Genomic DNA, 17,463 nt, shown 5'->3' on the forward strand with positions numbered 1-17,463 from the left:
ACCCAGAGAAAGGACCGCATGTTCTCGATCGACCTCGCCGACGACGCCCGGCTGTTCCCGATGGAAGTCCGGCACGCCGAGGAGTTCCTGGCGCACATGGACCGCGGCCGGGAGCACATCGGTGAGCACATCCTCCTCGCCGACGTCGTGGCCGACCTCGACTCGGCGCGCACCTTCATCGCCTCCTACGCGCAGAAGGCGGCCACCGACACCGGGCGCCTCTACGGCATACGGGTCGGCGGCACCCTCGTCGGCGGGGTCCTCTTCCGGACCTTCGACGCCGCCGCCGGCACCTGCGAGGCCGGCTGCTGGCTGGAGCCCGCCGCCGCCGGCCGGGGCCTCGTCACCCAGGCCTGCCGGGTCCTGATCGACTGGGCGTTCCGGGAACGCGGCATGCACCGGGTGGAATGGCACGCCTCCTCCGCCAACAAGAAGAGCCTCGCGGTCGCCGAACGCCTCGGGATGACCCGCGAGGGCGTCCTGCGCCAGAGCTACGTCCACCGCGGCATCCGCCGTGATACCGAGATCTGGGCGGTCCTCGCCGACGAGTGGCCGCCGGCCGGTCCCTCCTGAGCGGTCTCGCGGACCGCTTGGCCCCTGCCCCAGCCCGTCCCGCCGCGGCCATGGGCCCGGACCTGCGGCGGGAGGGGCGCCCGCCGGGGTGCGGCGGCCGAGGCGGGCTCTCAGGCACCTCTCAGAAACGAGGCCTACGGTGCCCCGCATGGACACCACGAAGACCTCCGCCCCGCTCGCTCCCGAGGCGGACCCCGCCGAGCCCCAGACCCCCGCACAGGCGGACAAGGCCGACACGACGAAGGCCGAGGCCGACGTGAGCACCGCCGATGTCGATGCCGCCGCCCGCGTCGACGCCGAGGCGGACGACCTCGACGAGCTGGACGACCTCGATCTGCTCGACGAGCCGGAGGAGCGGGTCGGCGGTGTCGGGGCCGCCGCCTCCGCCGTCGTCGCCGCCGGCCTCGGCCTCGTCGCCCTCAGCGGAACCTGGGTCTCCCGCGTCATCGCCGAGCGCCAGACCCTCATAGGCCAGATCGAATCGGTCAACGCCACCAGCACCGAAGAGAAGATCGCCGCCCTGTACGGCGACGCCTGGCACCTGACCGCCCTCGTCAACGGTGTCGTCTCCACCCTCGCCCTCCTCCTCGCCGTCTTCGTCCTGGCCCGCCCCGCCTTCGGCGCCCCCGGCCGCGTCCTGCCGACCTGGATCCGCTCCGTCGCCTGGGCCGCCGTCGCCCTCGGCTCCCTCGGCATCCTGCTGTCCGGCCTCATGTACTTCGACCTCCTGCTCCCCCTCCCGAAGGCCGCCGGCTAAGCCGCCCCGGGCCGCATCCGGTCCCGCCTAGGCACCGCCTTAGCCCGCCTCAGGGGCCTAGGCCCCCGGACTAAGGCCCCCTCGCCCGCCCGGATGCGGCATGCGCCCGATGTGGCGGCACCCCCTGGGAAGCGATTCTTGGATCACACCGAACGAGGTGCCCGAGAAACGCCCCAGGGAGAACGAGATGTTCGAATACGAGATGGCCCACGCCCGGCACGCCGACCTCATCCGCGAGGCGAACGAGTTCCGCAGGGCCGCGGAGGCCCGGAAGGCGCACCGCGCCTCCTCGCGCGGCAAGGAACCCGAAGGGCCGGTGAGAGAGGCCCGCAGCCGCTTCGCCCGCGTCGCGTAACCCGCGACGCGACCCGCGTGAACCGGCACGTGATGAGAAGCGCACCGATAACGAGTGACACCGGGCCGGAAGCCTGTGCGATGCTCGGCGGCGTGGAGACCAGATCTGTCAGCCCGGTGTTCGTCGGCCGCGCCGACGAACTGGCCGTACTCACCGACGCCCTGACCCGCGCCGCCGGCCAAGAACCGCAGGCGATGCTCATCGGGGGAGAGGCCGGGGTCGGCAAGACCCGCCTCACCGAGGAGTTCCTCTGCGAGGCCGGCCGCCGCGGCGCGATCGTCGCGGTCGGAGGCTGTGTGGAGATCGGGGCGGAGGGCCTTCCCTTCGCCCCATTTTCCACTGCCCTGCGCAACCTGCGCCGCCAACTCCCCGACGAGCTGGCCGCCGCAGCCGCGGGCCAGGAGGACGAACTCGCCCGGATCCTCCCGGAACTCGGCGAGACCCCCCGGGGCCCGCACGACGAGGAGAGCACCGCCCGCCTCTTCGAACTGACGGCCCGGATGCTGGAGCGGCTCGCCGCCGACCGCACCCTCGTGCTCGTCCTGGAAGACCTGCACTGGGCGGACACCTCCACCCGGCACTTGCTCGCCTACCTCTTCCGCACCCTCGGCAGCGGCCGGCTCGTCGTCGTCGCGACCTACCGCGCGGACGACGTCCACCGCCGCCACCCGCTGCGCCCGCTCCTCGCCGAACTGGACCGGCTCCGCACCGTCCACCGGATCGAACTGCCCCGCTTCAACCGGGCCGAGGTCCGCCGCCAGCTCGCCGGCATCCTCGCCTCGCAGCCCGACGAGGCCTTCGTGGACTCCGTCTTCGACCGCTCCGACGGCAACGCCTTCTTCGTCGAGGAACTCGTCGCCTCCCGAGAGAGCGGCTGCCGCACCGGGCTCACGGAATCCCTGCGCGATCTGCTGCTCGTCCGCGTCGAGGTCCTCCCGGACGCCGCCCAGCGCGTGGTGCGGATCGTCGCCGAGGGCGGCTCCACCGTCGAGTACCCGCTGCTGCGCGCCGTCGCCGGACTCACCGAGGACGAACTGATCGAGGCCCTGCGGGCGGCCGTCGGCGCCAACATCCTCCTCGCCACCGCCGAAGGCGACGGATACCGCTTCCGCCACTCCCTCGTCCGCGAGGCCGTCAGCGACGACCTGCTGCCCGGCGAGCGCGCCCGCGTCAACCGCCGCTACGCCGAGGCCATGGAGGCCGACGACTCGTTGGTCCGCGCCGAGGAGCGCGTCATCCGGATGGCCAGTTACTGGTATTACGCCAACGACCCCGCCAAAGCGCTGCCCGCGGTACTCGCCGCCTCGGTCGCCGCCCGCCGCCGCCACGCCTACTCCGAGCAGCTGAGGCTCCTGGAACGGGCGTTGGACCTGTGGGAGAGCACCCCGGAGGACGTCCGCGCGCGGCTGCGCCCGGCGGACTACACCGAGGTGTACCCGCCCTGCGGCTGCGATCCCGCCACCACTCCGCTCAAGCGGCTCGACATGCTCGCCGAGGCCACCGTCGCCGCCCGGTTCGGCGGGGAGCGGGAACGGGCCCTGAAGATGACCAAGACCGCGCTGCGGATGCTGGAGGACGAGGACGACCCGCTGCGCTCGGCCTGGTTCTGGACCGAACGCTCCCGCCTGGTCGCCAGCCTCGCCCGAGGCGACGGCTGGGAGGAACTGGCCAAGGCCCAGGACCTCGTCCAGGGGCTGCCCCCGTCGCAGGTGCACGCCGACGTCCTCGTCCGGGCCGCCGGCTGGGGCATGCTCCACAATCCCGGCCCAGGCAACCTCGCCGCCGCCGAGCGCGCCGTCGAGTACGCGCGCATGGTCGGCGCCGAGGAGACCGAACTCAACGCCCGGATCACCCTCGGCACCCTGCTCACCGACTCCGGCGACACCGAGGGCGGCCTCGCCGAGATGCACGCGGTCAGGAAACGGGCCACCGAACTCGGGTTCGCCATGGCGGCGGCGCGTGCGCATATCAACCTCTCCTCTCAGTTGGAAAGCATGGGCCGGTCCCGGGAAGCCGTGGAACTGGCCGAACAGGGAACCGAACTCGTCGCCAAGTCACGGCTGCTGGACTCCGAAGCCTGGCTGTGCGGGAACATGGCCGAGAGCCTGTACAGCCTCGGCCGCTGGGACGACGCGGCCCAGGCGGCCCGCCGGACCCTGCGGGTCGGCCAGAGCGCAACCCCGCGCGGCTCCGCCGCGGCCCGGCTCTCCCATCTGGCCCTGGCCCGCGGCGAACTCGCCGAGGCGGCCACCCAGCTCGCCGCCGCCCACGCCCACTTCGGCGATCACGACGCCCAGCCCCAGCACCGCATACCGCTGTTCCGCCTGGCGGTCGGCGTCGCCGCGGGGGAGGGCCGGATCGCCGACGTCCGGGCCGAGATGGCCGCAGCCGTCGCCTACGGCTTCCCCCTCGGCAACCACCGCTACGGGTGGCCCCTGCTGCTCGCGGCCGCCTCCGCCGAAGCAGACGCCCGGGGCCTGCCGGTCGCCGACTCCGGCCGCGCCGACGCCCTGGCCCAGCTGCGCACCGCCGCCCGAGGCCTGGCCACCCCGGTACCCGTGTGGACCGCCCACGCCGAGTTCGTGCGCGCCGAGCTCCGCCGGGCCGAGGACCTGGACACCGTCGCCGACTGGACCGCCGTCGTGGAGGCCGTCCGCCCGCTGGAGCGCCCGTACCTGACGGCCCGGGCCCGCCACCGGCTCGCGGAGGCCCTGCTGACCGCCGGCTGCGACCGGGAGGACGCCGCCGACCTGCTCCGCGAGGCCTACACCACCGCCGACCAGCTCGGCGCCCGCAGGCTGCGCGAGGACCTGGCCCTGCTCTCCCAGCGCGCCCGGATCCCGCTCAGCCCCCTCCGGCCCCAGGCCGCGCCCGCACCGGACGCCGACCCGTTCGAGGCCCTGGGCCTCACCAGCCGCGAGCGGGAGGTACTGCGCCTGGTCGCGGCCGGCAACAGCAACCGCCAGATCGCCGAGGAACTGTTCATCTCCCCGAAGACGGCAAGTGTCCACGTCTCGAACATCCTGGCCAAGCTGGGTGTGGCCGGCCGGGGCGAGGCGGCCGCCCTCGCCCACCGGCTGCGGCCGTTCGTACCCGCCCCCCGGTAGCTCCGGCGCCACTGTGCCCGGACAAGCGGCTACGCCGGCGGCCGCTTGTCCACGCGTATGAGCACCTTGCCGGAGTCCAGGTCTATCGGACCCCGTCCCGGGTCGCCGTCATTCACATCGATCCGGGACAGCTCCAGCCGCTTCTTCTCCTCGTCCGTGTGTTTGCGCCCGGGACTGAACAACTCCTCGATCATGTTGAACACCGCGCCACCGTGCCTTCCGTCCCCTGCCGGGGCCCTAACGGTTACCGCACCGTCAGTGTCAGGATCCTGTCGTCGCCCGATTCCGGCGACCCGCGCCCATCCGTCTCGCTCGTGACCAGCAGCAGTCTGTCCCCGCCGAGCGCCACCACCGTCCGCAGCCGGCCGTACTTCCCTTCAAGGAAAGCCTCCGGCTCCGCCACCGGGACCGCCCCGGCCAGCGGGATCCGCCACAGCCGCTCGCCCTTCAGCGCGGCCATCCACACCGACCCCTGCGCCCAGGCGATCCCGCTCGGCGAGGCCTCATCGGTCTTCCACACGGCGACAGGATCCCGCAGCCCCGGTCTGCCGGCCTTCCCCTCCGCCTCCGGCCAGCCGTAATTGCCGCCGGGCTCGATCAGATTGAGCTCGTCCCAGGCCTTCTGCCCGAATTCGGCCGCCCACAGCCGCTTGTCCTTGTCCCAGGCGAGCCCCTGCACATTGCGGTGCCCGTACGAGTAGACGACCGAATCCGGCTCCGGGTTGCCGTGCACCGGATCCCCGTCCGGGGTCATCCGCAGGATCTTGCCGCCCAGCGACTTCATGTCCTGCGCCAGCCCGGTGTCACCGGTCTCGCCCGTCCCCGCGTAGAGCATCTTGTCCGGGCCGAACGCGATCCGGCCGCCATTGTGGATGAGCCCCTTGGGAATGCCCCGGAACACTGTGTCGGGCGCGCCCAGTTGCTGGCCGGGATCCCGCTGCTCGTCATAGCGCATCCGGGCGATGCGATTGTCGGACTCCGTCGTGAAGTACGCGTATACCATCCGGTCCGACGCGAACCCGGGGGACAGGGCGAGACCCAGCAGGCCGCCCTCGCCACCGGGCGCCACCCCGGGCACCTTGCCGATCGGTGTCACCTCGCCGGTGGAGACCCGGATCCTGCTGATCGTGCCCTTGTCCCGCGAGGCGACCAGCAGGTCCCCGTCGGGCAGCGGGGCCACGCCCCACGGGGACTCCAGGCCCTTGGCGACCTCGCCGGCCACCGTCACCGACCCCTTCGCGGGCGCGGCCGACGCACCCGAGGGCGCCGGCGACCCGGACGATCTCGCCGACGGTGCCGTCCGAGGTGGCGAGCTGCCCGCCCGCGCCCCCTCGCCGCCGCCCGCCGGGGAGCATCCCGCCGCCAGCAGGACGCCGCACCCGGCCAGTGCGGCCGCGGCCAGCGCGCTCCGACCCCGCGCGCCCTGCCCCTCGTACCGCTCCGGCCCGCGCGCCCGGCCGGTCCGGCCGTTCGGCCCGACCTGTCCGTTCGGCCCGACCTGTCCGTACGGCCCGTCCGGCCCGACCTGGCCGTCCCGCCCGTGCATCCGTCCGTATCGCATCGTCCTGCTCCCCTCCGGTCCCCCGATCCTGCCCTTCATCCATCTCAACAGCTCCGGCAGCTCTCGAAGTTCCGCCACTCGTACACCCGATCGAGTGGTTGTGGGCCCAGTCCCGGCCTCGCCGCCCGGCCCCGGCCCCGCGACAGCCCCGGCCCCGGCGCCCCACCCCGGCCCCGGCGCCCGGCCCGGCTCAGTCCCAGGCTCCCACCGCCGCCGGCAGGGCCGCTATCTCGGCCAGGTCCCCCGCCGTGAGCCGGACCTCCGCCGCCCGCGCGTTCTCCGCCGCCCAGTGCGCCCGGCCGGCCCCCGGCACCGGCACCACGTGCGGCCCCTGCGCCAGCACCCACGCCAGCGCCACCTGCGCCGCCGTCACCGGTACCCCGCCGACCTCGCCGTGCCGCCGCGCCACCCGCCGCAGCCCCGCCACCAACTGCTGGTTCGCCGCCATCGCGTACGCCGTGAACCGCGGATGCCGGGCCCGCACGTCCTGCGACTCGAAGCCCTCCCCGGGCGTGAGCGTCCCGGTCAGGAACCCGCTCCCCAGCGGCATCGCCGCCAGCATCCCCACTCCCCTCGCCGCACACCACGGCAACAGCTGCCACGCCGCCTCCGGCGACCACACCGACAGCTCCGCCTGCACCGCGCTCACCGGGAACACCTGCTGCACCCGCTCCAGGTGCCGCAAGGTCGTCCCGTACGCCCGGTCCCCGCGCCGCCCCGCCCCCGGCCCGGCCCCCGCCCCGAGCGCGCAGTACCCGAGCGCCCGGACCTTCCCCGCGCTCACCAGCTCCGCCATGGCACCCCAGGTCTCCTCCACCGGAACCTCGGGATCCACCCGGTGCAGCTGGTACAGGTCTATGACATCCGTGCGCAGCCGCCGCAGCGAGGCGTCGCAGGCCCGCCGCACATAGCCCGGCCGCCCGTCGGCCACCACGTGCTGTTCCCCGGCCCGCAGCCCCACCTTGGCCGACACGAAGGCATCGGCCCGCCGCTCCCGCAGCACCCGCCCCACCACCAGCTCATTGGTGAACGGCCCGTACATGTCGGCGGTGTCCAGCAGGTTCGCCCCCAGGTCCAGCGCCGTGTGCACCGTGCGTACAGACTCCTCGCCCCGCCGCCGAGAGGGCGCGTACGCCCAGCTCATCGGCATGCAGCCGAGCCCGATGGCACCCACCCTCAGCGGCCCCGACCCGATCGACCTGCGCTCCACCCGTGCGTCCCCCCTCCCGGCCCCCGCGAACACGGTCCGGCGAACAAACTAACGGCTTGATCCACATCCCTTCGCATAGCCTCCGGGACATGAGCGCAACGACCGGGGACGTCTGGCTCCCCTTCCCCGCCGAAGAGATCGACGGCCTCCCCGACACCTTCCGGTACCGCCAGTGGGACGGTGAGGAAGAGTTCCCGGCGGACCCGGGGCCCTGCGTCTTCTATGTCGCCCCGTACATGAAGTCCCCCAAGGTGACCCTGCGCCCGCTGGCGGCGATGCCCGGCCTGCGGGTCGTCCAGACCCTGACCGCCGGCGTCGACGACGTCATGGGCGGTCTCGGCGACCTGCCTCCCGGGGTACGGCTGTGCAACGCGCGCGGCGTCCACGACGCGAGCACCGCAGAACTCGCCCTCACCCTGGTCCTCGCCTCGCTGCGCGGCATCCCGGGCATGGTCCGCGGCCAGGACCGCGAGGAGTGGCGCGGCGGCTTCTACGACGCCCTCGCCGACAAGTCCGTCCTGATCGTCGGCTACGGAGCGGTCGGCGCGGCCGTCGAGGACCGGCTGCTGCCCTTCGAGTGCGGGCCGATCACCCGCGTCGCCCGGTCGGCGCGGACCGGGGAACGCGGGCCGGTGCACGCCCTGGCCGACCTGCCGCGGCTGCTCCCGGACGCCGATGTGGTGATCCTCTCCACGCCGCTGACCGAGGCCACCCGGGGTCTGGCGGGCGCCGATTTCCTCAGCCGGATGAAGAACGGCGCCCTCTTGGTGAACGTGGCGCGCGGCCCCGTCGTCGACACCGCGGCGCTGCTGGCGGAGCTGGAGTCCGGCCGGCTGCGCGCGGCTCTGGACGTCACCGACCCGGAACCGCTGCCCGCCGGCCATCCGCTCTGGCATGCTCCGAATGTCCTGATCACGCCTCATGTGGGCGGCAGCAGCACCGCGTTCGAGCCGCGGGCCAAGCGACTGATCGCCCGCCAGCTCACCCGTTTCGCCGCAGGAGAGCCCGTGGAGAACACGGTATTGATCACGGAGTGACGGAGGATGCGCACGCTCCGCGTCTGTTCAAGTGCGCTTCGTGTCCACAACTCCCTTGGTGGTAACGGAGCGTAGAGAAACTATGTCCCTGAGTGACGAAAGTGGTGTATCGTCCGGAACAAGGGGCTGCGCCACGAACGTCTGGCGCTGGGGAGTGATCGGACACTTTGGGGGGCGACGGGCGATGCACGGCCAATGGGCGAAGGATCCGACGCGGCAGAGCCGCCGGAGGCGACGATGGAGTGCGCCGAAACAAGCCAGCGAGGGGGGCCGGTGAGCGCCCCGGGGGCGGTGCTCCTGACCCGGCAGCCCGCCGAGAACGGCGGCCGTGGTCCGGGAGCGCAACTGCTCCTCGCACTCATCAGCGGCGGGTACGCCGTCGGCGCCGCCCTCGGCTGGGGTTCGCAGGAAATCGCCGAGATCATGGGCGACTTCGGACTCAGCGCGGCCGGGATACTCGCCGCCGTCTCCTGCTACTCCTACGCCCGGTCCATCGACCGGCGCGAGCGCCCCGCCTGGCTGCTCTTCGCGTTCTCCTCCCTCATGGGAGCCGGCGGCAACGCGATCTGGGGCTGGTACGAGGTGGTCCTCGGCGAACCGGTGCCGAAACCCTCGCCCGCGGACTTCGCCTTCCTCTGCTTCGCGCCGCCCGCCATCGTGGGCCTGCTCGTCCTCGCCAAGCGCCCGGTCACGCGCGCCGGGTGGGTGTGCCTCGGGCTCGACTCCTGGCTCATCGGCGGCTCGCTGCTCACCCTCTCCTGGAGCCTGGCCCTCGCACACGCGGCGCGCACGGCCCAGTCCGGCGCCGCGGGCAGCGTCCCCAGCGCCGCGCTGTCCCTGGCCTACCCGCTCCTGGACATCGCGCTCGTCTCGATGGTCCTCGTCCTGCACTTCCGGCGCTCCGAGACCAACCGCTCCGCCGTCAACACGGCCATCGCGGCCCTGGCCCTGACCGTCCTCAGCGACGCCCTGTTCACCTCACCGCTGCTGAGCGACGGCTACCAGTCCGGCCAGCTGCTCGACGCGGGCTGGTTCGCCGGCTCGCTGCTGCTCGCGTACGCGCCCTGGGGCGCCCGGCGCATGCACCCGCCGCCGCCCGTCCCCGCGCACCCGCGGGTGGAGCGGGCGCACAGCCGTCCCATCACCGGCTCGCTGCCCGCACTCACCCCGTACCTCGCGGCCGCCGTCTGCACCCTCGGGATCCTCTACAACGTCGTGGACGGCCGGAAGGTCGACCGGATGGTCGTCTTCACCGGGTGCACGGTCGTGCTCGCCCTCGTCATCCGGCAGGGCATCATGCTGCTCGACAACATCGCGCTGACCCAGGAACTGGCCCAGAAGGAGAACCACTTCCGCTCCCTGGTCCAGGGCTCCAGCGACGTCATCATGATCGCCGCGCCCACCGGCACCCTGCGCTACGTCAGCCCCGCCGCCGCCGGGGTCTACGGCCGCGAGGCGGAGGAGCTGGTCGGCACCGAGCTGGCCACGCTGATCCACCCGGACGACCTCGGCCGCGTGGTCCACGAGGTCCGCCGGTTCCTCGCGGCGCCGCCCACCGAGGAGCCCACCACCCGCATCGAATGCCGGTTCAAGTCCGGCGGCGGCGAGTGGCTGAACGTGGAGTCAACGGTCAACCGCCACCAGGGCGGCCTCATCCTCAACAGCCGAGACGTCACCGAGCGCGTCCGGCTCCAGGCTCAGCTCCAGCACAGCGCCGAGCACGATCCGCTGACCGACCTGCCCAACCGGGCGCTGTTCACCCGACGCGTCCGCCAGGCCCTGACCGGCCGCCGGGCCGGCGACCACAGCACCGCCGTCCTCTTCATCGACCTCGACGGGTTCAAGGCGGTCAACGACACCATCGGCCACCAGGCGGGCGACGAGCTGCTCGTCGAGGCCGCGCGCCGGCTCCAGGACTCGGTCCGGGCCGGGGACACCGCGGCCCGGCTCGGTGGGGACGAGTTCGCCGCACTGATCCTCGGCGACGGCAGCCGGGACCGCGGCGCCAGGGAGTACCAGGTCCACGAGATCGCCGACCGGCTGCGCACCACCCTGTCCCAGCCGTACCGGATCGCGGGCAGTGAGGTCCGGGTCGCCGCGAGCATCGGGGTGGCCTTCGCCGACCCCGGCATCACCCCGTCGGACCTGATGCGCAACGCGGATCTCGCGATGTACCGGGCCAAGGCGGGCGGCAAGGACCGCGTCGAGCTGTACGCGCCGCAGATGCAGGCCGAGGTCGTCCGAAAGGCCGAGCTGGCGGGGCGGCTGCGCACCGCGCTCCATGAGGGTGAATTCGCCCTGCTGCACCAGCCCGTGGTCTGTCTGGCCACCGGTGAGGTCACGGCCGTGGCCGCGCAGACCCGGTGGCGCTCGGCCCAGGGAATCCTGTTCACGCCGGCGGAATTCCTCCGCGTGGCCGAATACGCCGAGGGCACGGCGGGCACGGCGGGCGCGGCAGGCTCCGCGGGCAGGCCCGCGGCAGCTCCGGACGGTCCGCCCGAATTCGCCGGGGGGACCCCCTCGCGAGCCGCCGAGCTGGGGCGCTGGATGCTGGAGGAGGCCATGGGGCAGGCCGCCGAGCGGCACCGCGCCGGGCACGACGTCCCGGTGGCCGTCCGGATGACCGCCCAGCGGCTGCTGGACCGCGCCGTGCCGACGGCCTCCGTGGAAGCCCTGCTGAACCGGCACGGGCTGCCGGCCGGGGCCTTGGTGATCGAGCTGGCGGACAGCGACCCCAGAGTGCCCTTCGACGAGCTGGAGCGCCGCCTGGCGGCCTTGCGGAGGCTCGGCGTCCTGATCGCCCTGGACGGCTTCGGCAGCGGCTACGCGGCCATCAGCGCCCTGCGCCGGCTCCCGGTGGACATCCTGAAGCTGGACCGGGGCCTGGTCGAAGGCGTGGTCGAGTCCGCCCGCCTCCACAAGATCACCGCCGGATTGTTGCGGATCGCAAACGACCTGGGCATGCAGTCGGTCGCCGACGGAGTGGATCTCCCCGAGCAGGTCATGGCCCTGCGGGCGATGGGGTGCACGCGCGGACAGGGCATGGCCTTCTCCGGACCTCTCGACGAGTACAGGCTGCGCCGCGCGCTCGTGAGAGGTACGTTCCCAGTACCGGGCGGAGCGGCCCAACCCGCCTTGGCCGGTGGTTCTCCCGGGGGATCGATGGCCATCCATAGAGGCTCACATAATGAGACGCCCGTCCCACCCACTTGACATCCACCTCCCGCCGGAGGGAGGGTCAGTGCCATGCGCACCCGAATTCTCGTACTTGGAAAGCGCGTCGGCTGAAGCTGGGACCACGATGTCCCCGCTCCACACCGCCGACGCGCTCCCCTCGCTTGCCTCCTGGCACGAGGGGTTTTTTGTTGCACTGGCACACCGTCGAATCCTCGTAAAACCCTCAGCTTCGAGAAGAGAATGCCGATGACCGAGCAGGCCACCGGGGCCCACCATCCGCAGCCGCGGCCCCGTTCCGGCGGACACCAGCCCGCCGCAGTTGAGCACGTCACGGGTGCGCAGTCCCTCATCCGCTCTCTCGAAGAGGTGGGGTGCGACACCGTCTTCGGGATTCCGGGCGGCGCCATCCTCCCCGCGTACGACCCGATGATGGACAGCAAGAAGGTCCGTCACATCCTGGTCCGCCACGAGCAGGGGGCCGGCCACGCCGCCACCGGCTACGCGCAGGCCACCGGGAAGGTCGGCGTCTGTATGGCCACCTCCGGCCCGGGCGCCACCAACCTGGTCACCCCGATCGCCGACGCGCACATGGACTCCGTCCCGCTCGTCGCGATCACCGGCCAGGTCTCCTCCAAGGCGATCGGCACCGACGCCTTCCAGGAGGCGGACATCGTCGGCATCACGATGCCGATCACCAAGCACAACTTCCTGGTCACCAAGGCCGAGGACATCCCGCGGACGATCGCCGAGGCGTTCCACATCGCCTCGACCGGCCGCCCCGGCCCGGTCCTGGTCGACATCGCCAAGGACGCCCTCCAGGCGAAGACCACCTTCTCGTGGCCGCCCACCCAGGACCTTCCGGGCTACCGGCCGGTCACCAAGCCGCACGCCAAGCAGATCCGCGAGGCCGCCAAGCTCATCTGCCAGGCCAAGCGCCCGGTCCTGTACGTCGGCGGCGGTGTCATGAAGTCCGGCGCGACCGCCGAGCTGAAGGTCCTCGCCGAGCTGACCGGCGTCCCCGTCACCACCACCCTGATGGCGCTCGGCTCCTTCCCCGACAGCCACCCGCTGCACGTGGGCATGCCGGGCATGCACGGTGCGGTCACGGCTGTCACCGCCCTGCAGAAGGCGGATCTGCTGATCGCGCTGGGCACCCGCTTCGACGACCGCGTCACCGGCAAACTGGACAGCTTCGCCCCCTTCGCCAAGATCATCCACGCGGACATCGACCCCGCCGAGATCGGCAAGAACCGCGCGGTCGACGTCCCGATCGTCGGCGACGCCCGCGAGGTCATCGCCGACCTGATCCAGGCCGTCCAGGCCGAGCACACCGAGGGCCACGCCGGCGACTACTCCGCCTGGTGGAAGGACCTCAGCCGCTGGCGCGACACGTACCCGCTGGGCTACGAGACCCCGGCGGACGGCATGCTGTCGCCGCAGCAGGTCATCCAGCGCATCGGCGAGCTCGCGCCGGAGCACACCATCTACGCGGCCGGCGTCGGCCAGCACCAGATGTGGGCCTCGCACTTCGTCAACTACGAGGAGCCCCGCACCTGGCTGAACTCCGGCGGCGCCGGAACCATGGGCTACGCGGTGCCCGCCGCGATGGGCGCCAAGGTCGGCATGCCGGACCGCACCGTCTGGGCGATCGACGGTGACGGCTGCTTCCAGATGACCAACCAGGAACTGGTCACCTGCGCGCTGAACAACATCCCGATCAAGGTCGCGATCATCAACAACGGCGCGCTGGGCATGGTCCGCCAGTGGCAGACCCTGTTCTACAACCAGCGCTACTCCAGCACCGTGCTGCACGCGGACGAGACCGGCCACGACGCGGTCGGCTCCCAGCTCGGCGAGTCCACCGCACCCCGCAAGGGCACCCGCGTCCCGGACTTCGTCAAGCTGTCCGAGGCCATGGGCTGTGTGGCGCTGCGCTGCGAGGACCCGGCCGACCTGGACAAGGTCATCGCCGAGGCCAACGCGATCAACGACCGCACGGTGGTCGTCGACTTCATCGTCCACGAGGACGCCATGGTGTGGCCGATGGTCGCCGCCGGCACCTCCAACGACGAGGTCATGGCAGCCCGGGGCGTCCGTCCCGACTTCGGCGACAACGAAGACGACTGAGCCGAGAGAGCCCGAGAGAGAGAACGTCCCACATGTCCAAGCACACGCTCTCCGTCCTGGTCGAGAACACGCCCGGCATCCTCGCCCGGATCGCCGCGCTGTTCTCCCGCCGCGGGTTCAACATCGACTCCCTCGCGGTCGGCGTCACCGAGCACCCCGACATCTCCCGCATCACCATCGTCGTCAACGTCGAGGACCTTCCGCTGGAGCAGGTGACCAAGCAGCTCAACAAGCTGGTCAACGTGCTCAAGATCGTCGAGCTAGAGCCGCAGAACGCCATCGAGCGCGAACTCGTTCTGGTGAAGGTCCGCGCCGACAACGAGACCCGCTCGCAGATCATCGAGATCGTCCAGCTGTTCCGCGCCAAGACGGTCGACGTCTCCCCGGAGGCCGTCACCATCGAGGCCACCGGCGGCACCGACAAGCTCGGCGCGATGCTGAAGATGCTGGAGCCGTTCGGCATCAAGGAACTCGTGCAGTCCGGCACGATCGCCATAGGGCGTGGCGGCCGGTCCATCACGGACCGCAGCCTGCGCGCGCTCGACCGCAGCGCCTGACGCGTCCGCCCGCCCACGGTCGGCCGTCTGACCCGTCTTTACCTCTCGCATAGCGAGACCAGGAAACTTCGATTCCGTTCCCCGCCGTACGGTGGGAGCAACACCAGCGCACCAAGGAGATATCCCAGTGGCCGAGCTGTTCTACGAGAACGACGCCGACCTGTCCATCATCCAGGGCCGCAAGGTCGCGGTCATCGGCTACGGCAGCCAGGGCCACGCCCACGCGCTGTCGCTCCGTGACTCCGGCGTCGCAGTCAAGGTCGGCCTGAAGGAGGGCTCGAAGTCCAAGGCCAAGGCCGAGGAGCAGGGTCTGACGGTCGTCCCCGTGGCCGAGGCCGCCGAGTGGGCCGACGTCATCATGATCCTGACCCCGGACCCGCTCCAGGCCGAGATCTACGAGGAGTCCATCAAGGACCACCTCAAGGACGGCGACGCGCTCTTCTTCGGCCACGGCTTCAACGTCCGCTACGGCTTCATCAAGCCCCCGGCCAACGTGGACGTCGCCCTCGTCGCCCCGAAGGGCCCGGGCCACCTGGTCCGCCGCCAGTACGAGGAAGGCCGCGGCGTGCCCTGCATCGCCGCCGTCGAGCAGGACCACTCGGGCAACGCCTTCGCGCTCGCGCTCTCGTACGCGGCCGGCATCGGCGGCACGCGCGCCGGCGTCATCAAGACCACCTTCACCGAGGAGACCGAGACCGACCTGTTCGGTGAGCAGGCCGTCCTCTGCGGTGGCGCCTCCGCCCTGGTCAAGGCCGGTTTCGAGACCCTGACCGAGGCCGGCTACCAGCCGGAGATCGCGTACTTCGAGTGCCTGCACGAGCTGAAGCTCATCGTGGACCTCATGTACGAGGGCGGCCTGGAGAAGATGCGCTGGTCGGTCTCCGAGACCGCCGAGTGGGGCGACTACATCACCGGCCCCCGCATCATCACCGACGCCACCAAGGCCGAGATGAAGAAGGTCCTCGCGGAGATCCAGAGCGGCGAGTTCGCCAACACCTGGATGGCCGAGTACAAGGCCGGTCTGCCGAAGTACAACGAGTACAAGAAGGCCGACGAGGAGCACCTGCTGGAGACCACCGGCAAGAAGCTGCGCAAGCTGATGAGCTGGGTCGACAACGACGAGAGCTGATCGCGTACGCGGCGGGGCCGGGGCGGTGCGTCCCGGCCCCGCCGCGCATCTGCCGGCCGGATTGGACAGCTGTGATCACACGGCTTGTCCAACCCGGCCAACCCCGGACGGGTGATCCTTCCGGACAGGCGGAATTCCGTCCGGGATCCGCTACTACACTGCTCAACACAACGCGTCAGGCCCACAGTGTCGTGCGTCTTCCACGCGGCTACCCCCTCCACCGCCTGCGGCCATCGGGACGGCCGTCCGCACTGGACTTGTGAGGACCCACGTGAGCTCGAAACCTGTCGTACTCATCGCCGAAGAGCTGTCGCCCGCCACCGTCGAGGCGCTCGGCCCGGACTTCGAGATCCGGCACTGCAACGGCGCCGACCGCGCCGAGCTGCTCCCCGCGATCGAGGGCGTCGACGCGATCCTGGTCCGCTCCGCGACCAAGGTCGACGCGGAGGCCATCGCCGCCGCCAAGAAGCTGAAGGTCGTCGCCCGCGCCGGTGTCGGCCTCGACAACGTCGACGTCTCGTCCGCCACCAAGGCCGGCGTGATGGTCGTGAACGCCCCGACCTCCAACATCGTCACCGCCGCCGAGCTCGCCTGCGGCCTGCTCGTCGCCACGGCCCGCAACATCCCGCAGGCCAACACCGCCCTGAAGAACGGTGAGTGGAAGCGGAACAAGTACACGGGTGTCGAGCTCAGCGAGAAGACCCTCGGTGTCGTCGGCCTCGGCCGCATCGGTGTCCTGGTCGCCCAGCGCATGTCGGCCTTCGGCATGAAGGTCGTCGCGTACGACCCCTACGTACAGCCCGCGCGCGCCGCCCAGATGGGCGTCAAGATGCTGACGCTGGACGAGCTGCTGGAGGTCGCCGACTTCATCACCGTGCACCTGCCCAAGACCCCCGAGACCCTCGGTCTCATCGGGGACGAGGCCCTGCACAAGGTGAAGCCGTCGGTCCGCATCGTCAACGCCGCCCGCGGCGGGATCGTGGACGAGGCCGCGCTGTACTCGGCCATCAAGGAGGGCCGCGTCGCCGGCGCCGGCCTCGACGTGTACGCGAAGGAGCCCTGCACGGACTCCCCGCTCTTCGAGCTCGACCAGGTCGTCTGCACCCCGCACCTCGGCGCGTCCACGGACGAGGCCCAGGAGAAGGCAGGCATCTCCGTCGCCAACTCGGTGCGCCTCGCGCTCGCCGGTGAGCTCGTGCCGGACGCGGTCAACGTCCAGGGCGGCGTCATCGCCGAGGACGTCCGTCCGGGCCTGCCGCTCGCCGAGAAGCTCGGCCGCATCTTCACCGCCCTCGCGGGCGAGGTCGCGGTCCGCCTCGACGTCGAGGTCTACGGCGAGATCACCCAGCACGACGTCAAGGTGCTCGAACTCTCCGCGCTCAAGGGCGTCTTCGAGGACGTCGTCGACGAGACGGTCTCCTACGTCAACGCCCCGCTGTTCGCGCAGGAGCGCGGTGTCGAGGTACGCCTGACCACCAGCTCGGAGTCCCCGGACCACCGCAACGTGGTGACCGTGCGCGGCACTCTGTCGGACGGTCAGGAAGTCTCGGTCTCCGGCACGCTCGCGGGCCCGAAGCACCTTCAGAAGATCGTCGGCGTCGGCGAGTACGACGTGGACCTGGCGCTCGCCGACCACATGGTCGTGCTCCGCTACACCGACCGCCCCGGCGTCGTCGGCACCGTCGGCCGCGTTCTCGGCGAGGGCGGCCTGAACATCGCGGGCATGCAGGTGGCCCGCGCGGAGGAGCACGGAGAGGCACTCGCCGTCCTGACGGTCGACGCCGAGGTCCCGGCGAACGTCCTCGCGGACATCGCCTCGGAGATCGGCGCCGTCTCGGCGCGCACGGTCAGCCTGACCTGAGCGACATCCGGC

Annotated in this window: 13 protein-coding genes; 10 read left to right on the forward strand and 3 right to left on the reverse strand. The window is 71.7% G+C overall.

Annotation, left to right across the window (positions count from 1 at the left end; all coding sequences use genetic code 11):
• Positions 1 to 18: 18 nt before the first annotated feature.
• The 4 genes from MTF65_RS21155 to MTF65_RS21170 all read left to right on the forward strand — a co-directional run bounded on the left by MTF65_RS21155 (position 19) and on the right by MTF65_RS21170 (position 4,792).
• Positions 19 to 573: a GNAT family N-acetyltransferase gene (locus MTF65_RS21155; protein ID WP_243630468.1), complete on the forward strand. Its 555-nt coding sequence runs from the start codon at positions 19 to 21 to the stop codon at positions 571 to 573.
• Positions 574 to 721: 148 nt separating this feature from the next.
• Positions 722 to 1,330: a hypothetical protein gene (locus MTF65_RS21160; RefSeq protein WP_243630469.1), complete on the forward strand. Its 609-nt coding sequence runs from the start codon at positions 722 to 724 to the stop codon at positions 1,328 to 1,330.
• Positions 1,331 to 1,517: 187 nt separating this feature from the next.
• Positions 1,518 to 1,685, forward strand: coding sequence for a hypothetical protein (locus tag MTF65_RS21165; RefSeq protein WP_243630470.1), 168 nt, complete (start codon positions 1,518 to 1,520; stop codon positions 1,683 to 1,685).
• Between the two features lie 80 nt (positions 1,686 to 1,765).
• On the forward strand, positions 1,766 to 4,792 hold the full coding sequence (locus MTF65_RS21170; RefSeq protein WP_243630471.1) for a LuxR family transcriptional regulator: 3,027 nt from the start codon (positions 1,766 to 1,768) through the stop codon (positions 4,790 to 4,792).
• Between the two features lie 29 nt (positions 4,793 to 4,821).
• Here the strand turns inward: MTF65_RS21170 and MTF65_RS21175 are convergent, their stop codons facing one another.
• The 3 genes from MTF65_RS21175 to MTF65_RS21185 all read right to left on the reverse strand — a co-directional run bounded on the left by MTF65_RS21175 (position 4,822) and on the right by MTF65_RS21185 (position 7,563).
• On the reverse strand, positions 4,822 to 4,986 hold the full coding sequence (locus MTF65_RS21175; RefSeq protein WP_243630633.1) for a DUF6191 domain-containing protein: 165 nt from the start codon (positions 4,984 to 4,986) through the stop codon (positions 4,822 to 4,824).
• Positions 4,987 to 5,036: 50 nt separating this feature from the next.
• A complete protein-coding gene (locus tag MTF65_RS21180; RefSeq protein ID WP_243630472.1) occupies positions 5,037 to 6,353 on the reverse strand; it encodes a sorbosone dehydrogenase family protein in 1,317 nt (438 codons plus the stop codon).
• Between the two features lie 190 nt (positions 6,354 to 6,543).
• Positions 6,544 to 7,563, reverse strand: coding sequence for an aldo/keto reductase (locus MTF65_RS21185; RefSeq protein WP_243630473.1), 1,020 nt, complete (start codon positions 7,561 to 7,563; stop codon positions 6,544 to 6,546).
• An 89-nt stretch (positions 7,564 to 7,652) separates the two neighbouring features.
• Here MTF65_RS21185 and MTF65_RS21190 point away from each other — a divergent pair, with 89 nt between their 5' ends.
• From MTF65_RS21190 to serA, 6 genes are all read left to right on the forward strand, one after another.
• Positions 7,653 to 8,600 carry a 2-hydroxyacid dehydrogenase gene (locus MTF65_RS21190; RefSeq protein WP_243630474.1) on the forward strand — a complete coding sequence of 316 codons (948 nt, stop codon included), beginning with the start codon at positions 7,653 to 7,655 and terminating at the stop codon, positions 8,598 to 8,600.
• A gap of 273 nt (positions 8,601 to 8,873) precedes the next feature.
• Complete coding sequence (locus MTF65_RS21195) at positions 8,874 to 11,813, forward strand: EAL domain-containing protein (protein WP_243630475.1); 2,940 nt, start codon at positions 8,874 to 8,876, stop codon at positions 11,811 to 11,813.
• A gap of 204 nt (positions 11,814 to 12,017) precedes the next feature.
• Positions 12,018 to 13,904: an acetolactate synthase large subunit gene (locus MTF65_RS21200; RefSeq protein ID WP_243630476.1), complete on the forward strand. Its 1,887-nt coding sequence runs from the start codon at positions 12,018 to 12,020 to the stop codon at positions 13,902 to 13,904.
• A 32-nt stretch (positions 13,905 to 13,936) separates the two neighbouring features.
• Positions 13,937 to 14,461, forward strand: a complete 525-nt coding sequence (gene ilvN / locus MTF65_RS21205) for an acetolactate synthase small subunit (RefSeq protein ID WP_243630477.1) — start codon at positions 13,937 to 13,939, stop codon at positions 14,459 to 14,461.
• Between the two features lie 127 nt (positions 14,462 to 14,588).
• Positions 14,589 to 15,590: a ketol-acid reductoisomerase gene (ilvC, locus tag MTF65_RS21210; RefSeq protein WP_243630478.1), complete on the forward strand. Its 1,002-nt coding sequence runs from the start codon at positions 14,589 to 14,591 to the stop codon at positions 15,588 to 15,590.
• 271 nt (positions 15,591 to 15,861) lie between these two features.
• Entirely contained in the window at positions 15,862 to 17,451 is a 1,590-nt protein-coding gene (gene serA / locus MTF65_RS21215) for a phosphoglycerate dehydrogenase (protein ID WP_243630479.1), read from the forward strand.
• Positions 17,452 to 17,463 lie beyond the last annotated feature (12 nt).

Origin of the sequence: Streptomyces sp. APSN-46.1 (assembly GCF_022815725.1) — a bacterium.
In the GTDB taxonomy this organism is placed as follows: Bacteria; Actinomycetota; Actinomycetes; order Streptomycetales; family Streptomycetaceae; genus Streptomyces.

Coding starts and splice junctions, on each gene's coding strand:
- MTF65_RS21160 (WP_243630469.1), top strand. CDS start 722: ATGGACACCACGAAGACCTCCGCCCCGCTCGCTCCCGAGGCGGACCCC.
- MTF65_RS21190 (WP_243630474.1), top strand. CDS start 7,653: ATGAGCGCAACGACCGGGGACGTCTGGCTCCCCTTCCCCGCCGAAGAG.
- MTF65_RS21200 (WP_243630476.1), top strand. CDS start 12,018: ATGCCGATGACCGAGCAGGCCACCGGGGCCCACCATCCGCAGCCGCGG.
- MTF65_RS21180 (WP_243630472.1), bottom strand. CDS start 6,353: ATGCGATACGGACGGATGCACGGGCGGGACGGCCAGGTCGGGCCGGAC.
- MTF65_RS21165 (WP_243630470.1), top strand. CDS start 1,518: ATGTTCGAATACGAGATGGCCCACGCCCGGCACGCCGACCTCATCCGC.
- ilvN (WP_243630477.1), top strand. CDS start 13,937: ATGTCCAAGCACACGCTCTCCGTCCTGGTCGAGAACACGCCCGGCATC.
- MTF65_RS21175 (WP_243630633.1), bottom strand. CDS start 4,986: ATGATCGAGGAGTTGTTCAGTCCCGGGCGCAAACACACGGACGAGGAG.
- MTF65_RS21155 (WP_243630468.1), top strand. CDS start 19: ATGTTCTCGATCGACCTCGCCGACGACGCCCGGCTGTTCCCGATGGAA.
- MTF65_RS21170 (WP_243630471.1), top strand. CDS start 1,766: ATGCTCGGCGGCGTGGAGACCAGATCTGTCAGCCCGGTGTTCGTCGGC.